This is a genomic window from Empedobacter sp. GD03861, from assembly GCF_029840885.1.
Taxonomy (GTDB): domain Bacteria; phylum Bacteroidota; class Bacteroidia; order Flavobacteriales; family Weeksellaceae; genus Empedobacter; species Empedobacter falsenii_B.
Map to the genome: position 1 here is coordinate 1 of NZ_JAOCDJ010000027.1, position 15,554 is coordinate 15,554.

Sequence of the window (15,554 nt, forward strand, 5' to 3'; positions counted from 1 at the left end):
AATTTGCAAATAAAATTTTTTAACAATTATTTTACGAAAACGTTTTCGTAAAATAAAACTAATTTTAAATTCAATAATAAAACAATGGATTATAGCTGTTTATTAGTATTCGTAAAATTTAAAATTTCTCATTAAAAATTTATTTATTTTCTATATTTTAGTATTTTCGTAGAAATAGTTGCATTTTTATGACAATAATTAGTTTTTGTAAAAAAAATGTACGAAATCGTTATAATTGATTACTTTTGCCAAGAATTAAGTAAATAAACACAAATAAACATTTATTAAATGAACCACTCTTCTTATGATCAACAACTTGCATCTTTCAATGAAATGAGTAAAAAGGTTGTAGAATTCATTAAAATTGTTTCAGATTTATGGTATGATCAATCTGTTGAATTGGTAATTTTCCGTAATCAATTAGTTGATAAAAACGTTAGTGACATCGTAAATCTACATCAGTATGCTGAAGAATTTGTAGAAAAAAAGATTGCTATCGACGATACGTTAGCGATTGCTAAAGCTATTTCTGAAGCTAAATTACCAGCTTCGAGACTTGATGTTGGAAAATTAGCAAAAGAATATATTTCCGGAGATTACGCTTCGGCAGAAGCTTTTGTTGAAGAGAAATTAGGTGCAAGCAAAAATGTAAAAAGTGTTGAACCAAAAGACGTTGTTTTATACGGATTTGGTCGTATCGGACGTTTATTAGCTCGTGAGTTGGCTTCTCAAATGGGAAAAGGTCAACAATTAAGATTACGCGCTGTTGTAACACGTGATAAAAACGATCCTGTTTTGTTAGAAAAAAGAGCTTCTTTGTTACGTCATGATTCTGTTCATGGTGATTTTGATGGAAACGTTGTAGCTGATCACGAAAATAATGCGTTAATCATCAACGGAGTTTCTGTTTACATGATTTCTGCAGCTCAACCAGAAGATATTGATTATACTGCTTACGGAATTAATAATGCTTTAATTATTGATAACACAGGTGTTTTTAAAGATGAAGAAGCGTTATCTCGTCATTTAAAATCTGTTGGTGCTGATAAAGTTTTATTAACAGCGCCAGGAAAAGGTGTTCCGAATATTGTATATGGTGTTAATCATGAAGAATATAGCCCAGAAAATGTAAATATTTTCTCAGCGGCATCTTGTACAACAAATGCAATTACACCTATTTTGAAAGTTGTTGAAGATAATTTAGGTGTTGTAAAAGGACATTTAGAAACAATTCATGCGTATACAAATGACCAAAATTTGGTTGATAATATGCACAAAAAATACCGTCGTGGACGTGCTGCTGCTTTGAATATGGTAATTACTGAAACTGGTGCTGGTAGCGCAGTCGCAAAAGCTTTACCAAGTTTAGCAGGTAAATTAACTTCGAATGCAATTCGTGTTCCTGTTCCAAATGGATCTTTGGTTGTCTTGAATTTAGAAGTTAGTAAAGATACTTCTGTAGAAGCGGTAAACAACTTGATGAAAGACGCTGCATTGAACGGAGAATTGGTAGAGCAAATTAAATATTCGTTGAACAACGAATTAGTTTCTTCGGATATCGTTGGAACTACTGCTCCATCTATCTTTGATAGTAATGCAACAATTGTTTCTGCAGATGGTAAAAATGTTGTAATGTACGTTTGGTACGATAACGAATATGGATATAGCCACCAAGTAATGCGTTTAGCGAAGCACATTGCAGGTGTTAGAAGATATACATACTATTAATAGTATTTTTTCCCTTTATTTAAAATTAATCCACTAGCTTTTTTAGTTAGTGGATTTTTTTTGTAACCTATTCGTTTAAAAATAGCTAAATAAATTAATTGTTTTATTTTTGTTAATATTATATTAATGTTGATTATAAAAATTAACACTATTTTTGAACAACTAAAAAAAACATTTTATTTATGAAGAAATTTTACTTATTTAATTGGATATTTCTCCTGATAGGATTAGTATCCTTTACTGCTTTTGGCCAGACAGTTGCTTATGAAGGAAATTTTGGAAACGCTACACCACAATCATCATATACAGCTGACATTACCCTAAATTTACAATCTAAACAGTGGTTTGCAAGTTACAGATATCATAGTGGAGCAGATTTTAGATTAGGAAATAGTGCGTCAGCTAAAGTTCCAACTAAATTTATTCAAGCTGCACCACAAGGAGCATCAATAGAAATGCTATGGGATATAGAAAACGTTAAGACAATCTCTTTAACAACATCAACAACTTATGGAACAATTCAAAAATGGTATATTTTTGAATCTGTTGATCAAGGAAATTCATGGCAAGAAGTAGCATCACAAGATCATATATCAAATGCTAAATGGACATATACTGCTTCATCAACTAAATCTTTAGGAACAAGATATGCTTTTATTGTAACAGGTACTTCGAGTCCACGTGTAAGATTAACAGATATTTCAATTACTACAGAAGTTCCTACAAACTTCCCTCCAATAGTTTCTTCTAAAACAATTACAGGAACTTACGGTGTCTTATTATCTGACGGAACTGTAACGGCAACAGGCAATCCTACCTCTTGGACACAAACAGGGACATTACCTTTAGGAATTACATTTGATAATGGCGTTTTCTCAGGTACACCAACACAAGCGGGTACATTTACAACTCAAGTAACAGCCAAAAATCAATATGGTACTTCTGACCCGGCTAATGTAACTTTTGAAATAGCAAAAGCAAATCAAACAGTCAATTATACTTTTGATCATTTAACTCAAAACCAAGGAACTACTTTTTCTGGTTTACCATCACAAACAGATCAAGGGTTAAATATTGTATATACTTCTGCTGATAATTCTGTTGTTTCTACAAATGGAAATATGTTATCTTTTGACGGAATTGGTTCTACAACTATTAATGCTACAGCAGTAGGAGATAATAATTTTAATAATTATACAACTACTTTTAATGTAAATTCTAAAGATCCTAATGTAATTACATATAATGGAGAAGGTACATTTGTTAAGGTAAACAGTGTAGAAGAAGTTACAGATGGGTATTATGTTGTAACGAATGAGACAAATGCATTTCTAATGACAAATGAATTCGTAGAGAAAACTTATTTAGGTCGCGTAAATGCAAACGTTAATAATGAAGAAATTGTAAACCCTTCTGCTAATCACGTTTGGAAAATAGAAACTGATGGAAACTCTAAAACAATTTACAATGAAGTTATAGAAAATTATGTAGGTTGGACATCTGGGAATACCGTATCTCTATCTGACGCTTTATCAAATAATTTCAGATGGACTTTTAAATATGAAAATGCAAAATTTATAGTAAATAATGTATCTACTCCAGTAAGACAATTATCTTATAATCCAGGATCACCTCGATTTGCTGCATATGGAAATACAAATCAGCAAGAGCTACAACTATACAAATTAGTACCTTCAAACTCTACAACTTGGGACGGAACTGCATGGTCTAATGGAACGCCGGATCTTACAAAAGATGTAATCATCAAAGGTAAAGTAACAGTTGATACGCAATTAGAAGCTAAAACGTTTACAGTTTCAGATGCTGGAGGTTCAGTTGTCGTAAAGTCAGGTGCTCGTTTAATCGTTGATGGGAAGATCGACAATCAAGCTGGTCTTACAGGATTAGTTGTAGAAAATGGTGGTAATTTAATCCAAAATCAAAACGTTGCTAACTCAGGAGCAATTACAGTTAACCGCGATAGTAAATCGATGGTTCGTAATGATATGACGTTCTGGTCTTCTCCGGTTCAGCAGGAAGCATCGCAACAAACTATACGATCATTCTCTCCGGAAACATTATACAATCGTTTTTGGACATATAATGAAACAACAGATGAATTTACTCAGATTTTAACTTCAGATACAGATTCAAAATTATTTGAACCGGGTAAAGGGGTTTCTATCCGTGTTAAAAACACTTTACCAACAGGGCAAAATACAATTCATAATGGTGCATTTTTAGGTGTTCCGTTCAATGGAGATATAACAGTTCCTGTTCAATTTACAGCAAATGGATACAATTTAGTTGGTAACCCTTATGCTTCTAACATTAATGTGGAAAAATTCTTATTAGCAAATGAGAATGTTAATTCATTATATTTCTGGACACATCAATTCCCTGTTGGTTCTTCAGAATATGCAAATAATTATGCCGCATTCAACGTTGTAGGTGGTGTTATTCCTGATTTGTCAAACATTTCTGTTGGACAAGGATTTATCGTAGGACTTTCTCAAGCTACACCTACAGTTAATTTTAACAATACAATGAGAACTTCGCAAGATGCATTTTTCTATAAAAATTCAATTGCAGAGAAAAACAGAATTTGGTTAAGTTTATCAAAAGAAAGTAAAACAATTAGCCAAATTTTATTAGCTTATATGGATGGAGCTACAAACGATGCGGATAATCAAATTGATGCAAAAGTGATGCAAAGAGGATCTTCAGCAATCTACTCATTGATTAATAATGAAGCATATGCAATCCAAGGACGCAGCTTACCTTTTAAAACTGATGATGTCGTAAAATTAGGTTTTGAAACTTTAGAGCAAGGAAATTACACAATCAATATAGAGAAAGTTGATGGGTTGTTTGAAAAAGGACAGATTGTTTATTTAAGAGATAAAGAGTTAAATCAAGTACATAACTTATCAGAATCAGCTTATTCATTCACTTCTAAAGCAGGAATATTTGATACTCGTTTTGAACTTGTGTATACAAATAAAACATTAGGTACAGATGAATTGTCAAAAGAAAATGTTATTGTTTATACTAAAAACAATACAATTGTAGTGGATGCAAAACAAAATAAAATTTCTTCGGTAGAGTTGTATGATATTCAAGGAAGAAAAATATTTGTGAAAAATAACATTCGTGCAAGTGTTTACCAAGTTGAATCTTCTGCAAAAGGAATTTTAGTTATAAAAGTTCTGACTGAAGACGGAAAAGTTAAGACTCAAAAAGTTGTAAACAAATAATTTAACATCTAATAAAATAGTACAATATGAAAAATATAAAACAAATTATCTTAGTTGCAGGAGTTTTGCATTGTTCAATAGGTCTATCTGCTCAAGAAAATAAGATTTCGTTCTTTGAATCAACTAATCAAAATGAAAGTTCTGCTAGACCAGGAACCGGTGGTGGTGGAACAGATGTTGAAGATGCTGATCCAGCACCAATCGATGATTATTTTCCTTTATTGGTAATTGGAGCAGGTTTAGTTGCTTTACGTTACAGAAAGCAGTTATTAAAAAACTAATTTCTAAATTATATAAAAAAAGAAAGCTTCTCTATTTTTGAGAAGCTTTTCTTATTTTATCTGTTCCAAACTATTCGCAATTGCTTTATATAGAACTTCACCCATTCTTTCACAATTTTCGTAAGATTGATCTTTATAAAACTTTGCAAAACCAGTTCGTAATTGTGCAACATTTTCTGGTTTAGAAATATGATCATTTTTCATGATTTTCATTAAATCACGAAAACGTTTCGAACTATTCGAAATTCTTTTCGAAATCAAGGATTTTACTTCTTTTCTATATTGATCGACAGAATTTGGTTTCAAGCGATTATTCACCAAATCAACCATAATTTTATTTTCTTTGAAATACTGTGGTCGATAAATTTTTAAATTTCCTTCATAGCATTGTTGATCGAAATCTATTGGTCGAATTCTATAGATAACTTGATCAAAATCGTGAATTGGAATCACCACATAATTATATGAACGCATATCACCCAAAAGACCTATAAAACAGCGCTCATTGAACTTTACAAACTCTTTTGCTATCTGATTTTTCTCTAAATCATTACATTTATCCAAATAATTTTTGATAAAAACATCTCCTGGAATTCCTAAAATATGCTCTTCAATCAATGTATTTTTGTAGACCAAAAAATTGATTCGATGAGGCGATAAAATATCTTCTAATTCTAAACCATAAATACGCGAAGCATCTGCTTTTTTGATGTAAAAATTGGTATAATTATCATTCAAAATATTACGAACCCGAATACGAAAAGGTTTCGAATTTCCAAACGTACAATAATCAATAGAATCAACAACAAGATAAGGCAAAGACTCCTCATCTCCGTCTGAATGTAAGTAGGTGTAAATTCTGTTTAGACTATCTTGAATTTCCTGATGTTCCGAGTCGGTATAATAAACACCTAACCAATGCGTATCATTTCCTTCCTTATCTTCCAATGCTACACAACCCGAAAAACGCATCAAATCATCATATTCTATACTCGCTTTTGTTTTGCGATGATATTTCTCTAAATAATGATTTAATTCATCACTCACAGGATAAATAGGCTTTCTAAACTCTATTTTTACATCTTTCATTTCATGCTTATTAGTCTATACGAAGATAGGTCTAAATTTATTTTTTAAAATTGTTTATTGGATTAATATTTGCTAAATTCAAGCATAATCTAAATCTAAATAAAATGAATATTCAGGTCAGAAATTTGACTCTTGAAGATTATAGTGATTTGACTGAATCTACAAAAGAAGCCTATCACAATCAGCTTGGAACTTGGACTGTCGACGAAATTAAAGAATTGTTAGCTATTTTTCCACAAGGTCAACTTTGTGTTGAAGTGGATGGAAAAGTTGTTGCTTCGGCATTGAGTATTGTGGTTAATTCGAAAAAAACGAATATCGAATCGAATTATGATACGATAACATCTAATGGTAAATTTTTAAAACATGATCCAGAAGGTGATGTAATGTATGGAATTGAAGTTTTTGTTCATCCAAATTATCGACAATTGCGCTTAGGAAGACGTTTATATGACGAACGTAAAGCGCTTTGTGAAGAAATGAATCTAAAATCAATTGTTGCAGGTGGTCGTATTCCAAATTATCATAAATATTCGCAAGAATTGTCTCCTAGACAATATATAGAAAAAGTAAAAAGTAAAGAGATTTATGATTCAACTTTAGCTTTTCAGATTTCGAATGATTTTAATGTCAAAAAAATCTTGAAAAATTATCTGAAAGATGATAAAGAATCCTTAGAATATGCCACTTTATTAGAATGGAATAATATCTATTACGAACCTGAATTGAAATCTAATTCACCAACAAAACGTACTATTCGTCTTGGTTTGGTGCAATGGCAGATGCGTTTGTTTAATGGTTTGCAAGATTTTTATGATCAAATTGAGTTTTTCGTAAGTGCGGTGAGCGACTATGGTTCTGATTTTATCATGTTTCCAGAGTTTTTCAATTCGCCGTTGATGAGTCCATATAATCATTTGAAAGAGATTGAAGCGATGCATCAATTAGCAACGATGACGGACGATATTGTGAAGAAAATTCAAGAATTTGCAATTACATATAATGTCAATATTATTTCAGGATCTATGCCTCATCTAAAGGAAGGAAAACTATATAATACGTCATTTTTATGTCATCGTTCGGGGAAATTAGATTCGTATAGTAAAATACACATTACACCAAATGAGTTCAAATATTACGCATTGAATGGTGGCGATGAAATAAAAGTTTTTGATACCGACTGCGGAAAAGTAGGTTTACTAATTTGTTATGATGTCGAATTTCCTGAATTGAGCCGTATTTTAGCCGATCAAGGAATGGAAATTTTATTTGTTCCATTTATGACTGATACGCAAAATGGTTATACGCGAGTACGTAGTTGTGCGCAAGCTCGTGCAATAGAAAATGAGTGTTATGTGGCTATTGCAGGCTCTGTGGGAAATTTACCGCGTGTGAATAATATGGATATTCAATATTCGCAATCGGCAGTTTTCACTCCTTCAGACTTTTCTTTTCCAAACAATGGAGTCAAAGCAGAAGCAACTCCGAATACTGAAATGGTACTGATTTCAGACGTTGATCTTTATCTTCTAAAAGAATTGCATGAGTATGGAACTGTAAAAACGATGAAAGATAGACGCAAGGATTTGTATGAAGTAAAACTAATAAAATCATAAAAAAAACCTCCAAATTGGAGGTTTTTTTTAGTTCTTATTCCCATTGGTTAGACTCGAATAAGAGCATAGACCTTAGGTTCGGTTAAGTATCTGTACTAAAATTAGAAATATTTTTTATAAGGGACAAATATTTTTTAGAAAACTTTGAACTTTAACATATTTCAATTTTGTTTTATAACTCTAATTCGAAGATTTGAATAAACTTTTCATTGAAATTATTTGAAACAAATTGATTAAAATAGATTTTTTTTCCATCGTTAGAAAAATGCGGAATTCCCGTTAATTCATTATTGATTTTTTGAACTTGATAGATTTGTTTAGATTTTTTTTCGGTTAAATCATTTAGATATATTTTATCATCAACAAAGTAAATAGCGCATTTTCCATTTGGTGAAAGATTAAATGGAGATGTAATCGAATTCTCTAAAAAAGAATATTGAATAATTTCATTCGAAACTAAATTTACACCAAATAATTGCGTTTTATCAAATTCATCTTCCATCAAAAAATAGATGATTTTTCCGTCTGGGGAAGAACGTAACCAATGTCTAAAATTACTAATTCCATTTTGAGTAAAAGTGATTCGTTTCTGCGAAATACAACTTGGTATATCTGGCAAAGTTGTTAAACTACCTTTTAAATTATCTTTTTCATCAAAACTTATTTCATCTGGAATTTCAGCAACAAAAATTTCTGTTTTCAAATTCCCTTTTTCATCACGAACATGACCTTGAAAAGCAATATTATTTGTTGAGTTAATCCAACATTCATCAAAAGCTTTTTCGATTTCATCACTTCCATTTGTCGGATTTGTCACTACTTTCGAAACGATAATTGAAAACATTTCTCCAAAATTATTTTCTAATGTTTCATCAAAATCAACCTCAACTTTTTTGGGAAACATCAATCCAACTACTCGCTGATCTTTTATGGTAGAATTGTGTTTGGATTCTTGCTCCAAAACATAATCGTTGTAGGTAAAGCTAATCCAATTCTTCTCTTTTTTCCATGAATGCGAATGCGTTCCTCCACGCAAAGCACCATTTGTAAAGGGAAAATTTATATTTCGGGCATCCATAAAAATAGGCTGATTTGGAAATTCTAAATCAATTGCGACACCTGTCCTTCTTGTTGCCGAATACGGATTTGCTTGATTCGCATTTCGAATACCATGAATAAAAATAACTTTATTCTCAATTTGTGAAAAAGAGGCTGCACCTACTCCAGGACCAAACTCTGTTTGATTATTTGTTGTATAAATAATTTCGGATTCGTAAGTTCTCGTATGAAGTAAACAAATGGAAGAAGTTTCTCCAATTTTTGTATCATCATTTCGTCTATCAAAAACAAGATAATTACCATCAACCGATTGAATTTGATTATGATGAAGCGTATGTCCAAAATCATCATAAGTTAACTGCTTTACCATATCGTATTGTTTAATAATATTTTATTTACTTAATAAACATTTAACAAGCAACTAAAAACGTAATTATTTGATTACTAGAAACATTTCAACATTCTTTATAAAAATTTGTTACAAAACTGCATTTTATTTTTTTTGTCTGGATTAATTATGATTAATAATATACTTTTTTCAATGTTTTTATTTTCCTTAGTATAAGTTTTGTTAAACCTTAAACAACAAAGGTAATATTTAATGAAGATTTTGGAAAATCTACAACCAGAATTGATTCGCAATATGTTCCACAATCTGGAAATGATAACAACAATTGAATAGTTTTACCTCGTATAGACATGTTGTCAATGATATTATTTCTCCTTATCCAAAACAATTGCCTTTTTTGATGGTAAAGTTTGGAATTTCTGGAAGTAGAAAATAAAAGCTCAGTTACAGACTGAGCTTTCTTTTATTTATACCAACTACTATACATCAAATAATTATTGGCGATTCTTTCTATTTCGCCTTCTTTCAATTCTTTTGGAACATCTTTAATTTTTTTCGCTGGAATTCCAGCCCATAATTCTCCTTCTTTTACATGCGTTCCTTTGGTTAAAATTGCACCAGCAGCAATCAAAGAATTAGATTCAACAATGCAATCATCCATCACAATTGCGCCCATTCCAACCAAAACATTATCGTATATTGTACAACCATGTACAATAGCATTATGCCCTATCGAAACGTTATTTCCAATTGTTGTTGGCGATTTTTGATACGTCGCATGTATTGTTGCGTTATCCTGAATATTTACTTTATTCCCCATTTTGATATAATGTACATCTCCACGCACAACTGCTGAAAACCAAATTGAGCAATCATCTCCCATTTCTACCTCTCCTACAACCACAGCATTATCCGCTAAAAAGCAGTTTTCACCGAACTTTGGTGTATGCCCATTTAATTCTTTAATTATTGCCATAACAAAATCTATAATTCTAATGATAAAGATACATTTTTATAGCGTATTTTTGTAGAACTATGAGAGTATACGAAGAAATTACACCAAATAATAATGTGATGAAGTTCGTTTGTGACGAGACTTTAACACAAGGTGGCGTGGAATTCGATAAAGAATCTACAGCTACCGAATCTCCTTTAGCGCAAGTTTTATTGACTATACCATTTATTCAAAAAATATTTATCACAGCGAATTTTGTTGCGATAGAAAAAATAGATGCTGTTGATTGGGCTGATGTTACAGAAGATTTGAAAGAAATTATCAATGAACATTTAGAAGAAAATGCAATTTTAGCACCAATGAAAAAGGCTCCTATTTCTATTTATGCAGAAATGACGCCTAATCCTGCTGCGATGAAATTCGTTTCAAATTCTATGTTAGCGCCAGAAATCATCGAGATAAAATCGAGAGAAAAAGCTGCTGGAGTTCCATTAGCTGTTGCGATTTACAAAGAATATCCTTTTGTTGAAGAAGTTTTTATTGTTGATAATTATGTTTCTTTAACGAAAAACGAAACAGAAGATTGGTCACTTTGGGCGATGGATGTTCGTTCGTTTATTACGAATTATTTACAAGCTGGAGGTCCTGTTTTTGATGAATTTTATGAATTCACAACAGAAGCTCCTGAGCATGTTGTGGTAAAACCTGCTGAAGAGTTTTCTTCTGTTGAGCAACAAATCAAAGCTATTTTAGACGAATATGTTCAACCAGCAGTTGCAAATGATGGTGGAAATATCGAATTAATTGAATTTGATGAAGAAACGCGAACAGCAAAAATGTTATTACAAGGTGCTTGTTCTGGTTGTCCATCTTCTACAGCAACGCTTAAAAATGGTATCGAAGGTATTTTAAAACAAATGATGCCTGATGTTGTAGACAACGTTGAAGCTGTAAATGGATAAGATTAAACACATAGTATCAAAAAAATCCAACTCGTTTTGAGTTGGATTTTTTTTATTTAATATCTCTCGATTATTCATCAAAAAAGTCGATAGAACGACGATAATTATAAAAAAATAACCTTCTGCGAGCTTCTAAATCATTGACACGAATCGACGAAACATCATCAATCTGAAAATACAAAGAGCCTTCGTCCGTTCCTTCCGAACCAATACATTTTAACTCGAAATCATCTTCAGTTAAATTCCGAATAAAACCTGCAAAACGACTATTGTTATTTAATTGAATACGTGATACATATTCGGTTTGATCATTTATTTCGCCTAAAATTTGACGAACCCAATTTTCTTCTGCTGTTGCATTAAATGTGATTGGATTTTCTTGATCCAAATCGGTGTGATGTTCTTTCAAATAATTGAGACATTTGCAGTAATCATCAACATCTATTCGACTAATTTTAAAATAAGGTTCGATTAAAATTCCATCTTTTTTACCATATTTCGAAATGTGTTGCATCGTAAAAAATTCGTCATTAAAATCTAAAATATATCCAGCCCAAAAATTGTCTCCTTCTGGATCATTGTAAACGGCAATAATTGATTGATTTTCTTTTGAGTGTTGTAATATTTTATAGAAGTTAGAATTCATATTTCTTTGGGTTAAAAAGTCAAATTACGAATCTTTGTGGATAAAAAAAAGGTTCTTGATTATTTCAAAAACCTTTTCTTTCTATTAATTCGCTTTTCGGAAAATCGAAGCTTCATAACTTAATGATTGCCAATCTCCTTTTTGCAGATTATCTAATTTTATTTTTTTGTAGATATTTTCTTCTCCTGCAACTGTTATTGTAAATTGTGTACGATCTAAAATATTTTTTTCAGTAATTGTATAATTAATATCAAATTTCTTTTTTGTCAATTTCTCTACAATTGGTTTTAAATAAGCTATAGCAGCTTCAGAATTTTTGAATTGTTCGTTTTGTGGAAATTGCACATCAAAATATCCTTCGTATGTAAAATCTGGTTCTGTAATAATCAAATTATAAGGATCAGCAAACAAGGCTGGACGCTGTTTTTGGTATTCTTTTTCAGTTTTATATTGACGTTTTTCTTCTTTATAAATCAACGGATATTTATCAGCAAGAACAGCTAATTTATCGGTATCATAAGAATACGGAATTCCGTCATGAAAAACATTGTAGAAGGCAGGATTTACCAACCATTGATCGACAATTTTCTTATCTTTTACCATATAAATCATTACTCCATTATCTTGTGCTTGAAAAGTAGATGATTGATATCCATACTCCAAAATTGGTTTTCCTAATTGTATAGCCGCAGCATTTTCTAACATAAAATTAAACTTCTCATAAGCCTTTGTTTCATCGCTTAAAGGAGCCATTCCATATACTTTTGTCGAAGCATCTACATTTTTATCATTAATCATAGAGGTTACTTGCGCTGTTGCAAAATTTGCAAGAACAACAGTGGCTGTAAGTAAAATTTGTTTTATCATGTATTGTATATCTTTATTTTAAAATGTGTTCCAAATTTATTGATAAATTTCGATAGTTATCTTACCTGATTGTGTAATACTTCCGCGATACATTCCGGCAGTGTTAAAAGGAAAACTTGCTTGACCATTTTTATCTAAAATAATCATTCCGCCATCGCCTCCTAAATCACCAATTTTCTTAATAACTTCTTCACCAGCTTTTTTCGAAGAAAGTTTCTTGTAATTCATCAAAGCCGCAACATCATATGCCGCAACAGCTTTTATAAAATATTCGCCCCAACCTGTACTTGAAACACCAACTTCGCTATTTGCATACGTTCCAGCACCAATAATTGGCGAATCGCCTACTCGACCAAAACGTTTATTTGTCATTCCACCAGTCGAAGTTCCTGCCGAGATATGACCTTTATTGTCCAAAGCAACTGCTCCAACAGTACCAAATTTTTCGTCAACAAAATTGAATGGAACATACGCATGTGTTTTAGCATCGTGGTCTAATTCCATTTTTTCTTTGTCTTTTTCCAAAACTTTTTGAAGAGAATTCCAGCGTTCTTCCGTTTTGAAATAACTTGGATCAACAATTTCTAAACCTTGATTTTGAGCAAATTCTTCTGCTCCTTTTCCAACCATCATTACATGAGCAGAATTTTGTAAAACAGCTTTTGCTGCTAAAATAGGGTTTTTAATCGTTGTAACTCCAGCCACAGCTCCAGCTTGCATTGTATTTCCAATCATCAACGAAGCGTCTAATTCATTTTTACCTTCATGCGTAAAAACCGCTCCTTTTCCTGCATTAAACAAAGGTGAATTTTCCATTACTTTTATGGCTTCTATCACTGCATTTTCACTTTCGCCACCTTGTTTGATGACTTCATAACCTTTTGTCAAAGATTCAGCTAAAGCATCTCGGTACGCTTTTTCCTTTTCGGGTGTCATATTTTTTTTCAGAATTGTACCAGCACCACCATGAATTACCAAAACAACTTTGTCTTGTTTCGTTTGTGCATATGTAGAGATTGTCAAAACTGATAAAATTAAACCGACTATTTTTTTCATGTGTAAAATTTTATTCAACGTCTAAAAATAGAAAAGTTTATAGAAATTAACTATTTTTAGCATTGAATTTGATAACGAAATATCAACAACTGTTATTAAACAAATAAATACCTATGAACTCTAATAAACACTATCTCTCTAATAACATTTTATTGCAATTAGCTTTTATTGCAATTATACTTTTAGTTTTTGGATTAATTACCAAAAATTTATTGGCTTTTTTTCCAGGTTTTCTTGGTGCTTTGTGTTTGTACGTTTTGCTCCTGAATCCTTTGCAATGGTTAGTTAAAGTAAAAAAATGGAACAAATTAGGAAGTGTAATCTTTTTAATGATTAGTAGTGCAATTCTAATTATAGGACCTCTTTATTTATTAATTCAAATGTTAACGAATAAAGTAATGGTGCTATTAAATGACACAGCTCAAATTAAAACAGATGTCAATAAAATTATTCAAATGTTGCAAACCAAATTTCATATCGATGTGTTTAGTGCAACAAACATTGAAAAAATAACACAAGTTGGAGGTAAATTATTAGAAAAAACACTGAATGCTTCAATGGATATGACAGTTCAGTTGGGTGTTGCTTTCCTTATTTTGTATTTTATGTTGATGAACCATCAAAAACTTGAAAATTGGTTTTACAGAACAATTCCGCTTAAAACAAGTAATTTAGTCAAAATGAACAAAGATTTGAAAGATTTAGTTATTTCAAATGCTGTCGGAATGCCATTAACAGCCTTTCTACAAGCAATAATTGCCTACATTGGATATCTTATATTTGGTGTAGATGATGCGTTTACTTGGTTTATTTTAACCATTTTTGCTGCAATGTTGCCTGTCGTTGGTGCCGCACTTATTTATGTACCTCTTGGACTATTTTTACTTGCAAAAGGTGAAACTGGATCAGCGGTTGGATTATTAATTTATTGCTTTGTAATTGTTGGGCTTTCAGATAATTTAATCCGTTTAGTTTTACAAAAAAAAATGGCAGATGTTCATCCATTAATTACTATTTTTGGAGTAATCGTTGGTTTAAATCTATTCGGATTTATCGGAATTATATTTGGACCTATCTTATTTTCAGTATTCTTTTGGTTAGTCAAATTGTACAAATACGAATTTATTGATCCAAATCCTGAAGATTAATTATTATTAAAAACCAATTAAAAATGAGTATAGAAAACTTTAAATTCTTTAAACCTTTAGAACCACGTTGGAGCGATTTTGATCCAATTGGTCATGTAAATAATGTATTTTATTTCGAGTATTTCCAGATCGGTAGAGCCTATTATATGATGGCTTCGAGCAAAAAATGGCAATGGACGCGACACATGTTTGTCATTGCACATATGGAAGCGAGTTACCAAAAAGAATTACGTCCAAATGCGATAGAACCTCGTATTGGTGTACGAGTTACAAAATTAGGAAATAAGAGTTTCGATTTTGAATATATTGTCACAAGTAAAAGCGAAAATGGTGAAGATGTTATTCATTGTATCGGAAAAAGTACACAAGTAATGTACGATATGGAAGAGAAAAAATCGATGGAATTGCCAGATTGGGTAAAAAATGATTTTAAGAATTACGAAGGTAATCTTTAGAAAATAATCCTAAAAAAAATACAACAGTAGTTAAGTCTTTTCATTAGATAATGATTAGATTTAACTACTTTTTCTTTTTAAACTCG

At 31.3% G+C, this 15,554-nt stretch carries 13 protein-coding genes; 7 read left to right on the forward strand and 6 right to left on the reverse strand.

The genetic code is table 11. The features are described from left to right. Positions 1 to 288 precede the first annotated feature (288 nt). From N5D03_RS11200 to N5D03_RS11210, 3 genes are all read left to right on the forward strand, one after another. Positions 289 to 1,728, forward strand: a complete 1,440-nt coding sequence (locus tag N5D03_RS11200) for a glyceraldehyde-3-phosphate dehydrogenase (protein WP_280051695.1) — start codon at positions 289 to 291, stop codon at positions 1,726 to 1,728. 182 nt (positions 1,729 to 1,910) lie between these two features. Continuing rightward, entirely contained in the window at positions 1,911 to 4,985 is a 3,075-nt protein-coding gene (locus tag N5D03_RS11205) for a hypothetical protein (protein WP_280051696.1), read from the forward strand. Between the two features lie 26 nt (positions 4,986 to 5,011). Then, on the forward strand, positions 5,012 to 5,266 hold the full coding sequence (locus N5D03_RS11210) for a hypothetical protein (protein WP_280051697.1): 255 nt from the start codon (positions 5,012 to 5,014) through the stop codon (positions 5,264 to 5,266). A 51-nt stretch (positions 5,267 to 5,317) separates the two neighbouring features. Here N5D03_RS11210 and N5D03_RS11215 read toward each other — a convergent pair whose 3' ends face one another. Further along, positions 5,318 to 6,355, reverse strand: a complete 1,038-nt coding sequence (locus tag N5D03_RS11215) for a hypothetical protein (protein WP_038333978.1) — start codon at positions 6,353 to 6,355, stop codon at positions 5,318 to 5,320. Positions 6,356 to 6,459: 104 nt separating this feature from the next. On the opposite strand from N5D03_RS11215, the gene N5D03_RS11220 reads away from it, so the two are divergent. Further along, on the forward strand, positions 6,460 to 7,971 hold the full coding sequence (locus N5D03_RS11220; RefSeq protein WP_280049997.1) for a bifunctional GNAT family N-acetyltransferase/carbon-nitrogen hydrolase family protein: 1,512 nt from the start codon (positions 6,460 to 6,462) through the stop codon (positions 7,969 to 7,971). Between the two features lie 172 nt (positions 7,972 to 8,143). Here N5D03_RS11220 and N5D03_RS11225 read toward each other — a convergent pair whose 3' ends face one another. Together N5D03_RS11225 and N5D03_RS11230 are read right to left on the reverse strand one after the other, a co-directional pair. Further along, positions 8,144 to 9,400 (reverse strand): DUF3748 domain-containing protein, encoded by a 1,257-nt coding sequence (locus N5D03_RS11225; protein WP_280051698.1) that lies wholly within the window; start codon positions 9,398 to 9,400, stop codon positions 8,144 to 8,146. Between the two features lie 442 nt (positions 9,401 to 9,842). Further along, positions 9,843 to 10,355: a gamma carbonic anhydrase family protein gene (locus N5D03_RS11230; RefSeq protein ID WP_125348841.1), complete on the reverse strand. Its 513-nt coding sequence runs from the start codon at positions 10,353 to 10,355 to the stop codon at positions 9,843 to 9,845. A gap of 59 nt (positions 10,356 to 10,414) precedes the next feature. Here N5D03_RS11230 and N5D03_RS11235 point away from each other — a divergent pair, with 59 nt between their 5' ends. Then, positions 10,415 to 11,296 carry a NifU family protein gene (locus tag N5D03_RS11235; RefSeq protein ID WP_125348840.1) on the forward strand — a complete coding sequence of 294 codons (882 nt, stop codon included), beginning with the start codon at positions 10,415 to 10,417 and terminating at the stop codon, positions 11,294 to 11,296. A 70-nt stretch (positions 11,297 to 11,366) separates the two neighbouring features. Here the strand turns inward: N5D03_RS11235 and N5D03_RS11240 are convergent, their stop codons facing one another. The 3 genes from N5D03_RS11240 to N5D03_RS11250 all read right to left on the reverse strand — a co-directional run bounded on the left by N5D03_RS11240 (position 11,367) and on the right by N5D03_RS11250 (position 13,865). After that, positions 11,367 to 11,942 carry a hypothetical protein gene (locus tag N5D03_RS11240; protein WP_125348839.1) on the reverse strand — a complete coding sequence of 192 codons (576 nt, stop codon included), beginning with the start codon at positions 11,940 to 11,942 and terminating at the stop codon, positions 11,367 to 11,369. Between the two features lie 84 nt (positions 11,943 to 12,026). Next, positions 12,027 to 12,809, reverse strand: coding sequence for a hypothetical protein (locus tag N5D03_RS11245; protein WP_280049999.1), 783 nt, complete (start codon positions 12,807 to 12,809; stop codon positions 12,027 to 12,029). Positions 12,810 to 12,845: 36 nt separating this feature from the next. Further along, the gene (locus N5D03_RS11250) at positions 12,846 to 13,865 is read right to left on the reverse strand and encodes an isoaspartyl peptidase/L-asparaginase (protein WP_280051699.1); all 1,020 of its coding nucleotides are present in this window, start codon (positions 13,863 to 13,865) and stop codon (positions 12,846 to 12,848) included. A 113-nt stretch (positions 13,866 to 13,978) separates the two neighbouring features. Here N5D03_RS11250 and N5D03_RS11255 point away from each other — a divergent pair, with 113 nt between their 5' ends. Both N5D03_RS11255 and N5D03_RS11260 read left to right on the forward strand, forming a co-directional pair. Then, the gene (locus N5D03_RS11255) at positions 13,979 to 15,013 is read left to right on the forward strand and encodes an AI-2E family transporter (protein ID WP_280051700.1); all 1,035 of its coding nucleotides are present in this window, start codon (positions 13,979 to 13,981) and stop codon (positions 15,011 to 15,013) included. Between the two features lie 23 nt (positions 15,014 to 15,036). Next, positions 15,037 to 15,468 (forward strand): thioesterase family protein, encoded by a 432-nt coding sequence (locus N5D03_RS11260; RefSeq protein ID WP_052217929.1) that lies wholly within the window; start codon positions 15,037 to 15,039, stop codon positions 15,466 to 15,468. Positions 15,469 to 15,554 lie beyond the last annotated feature (86 nt).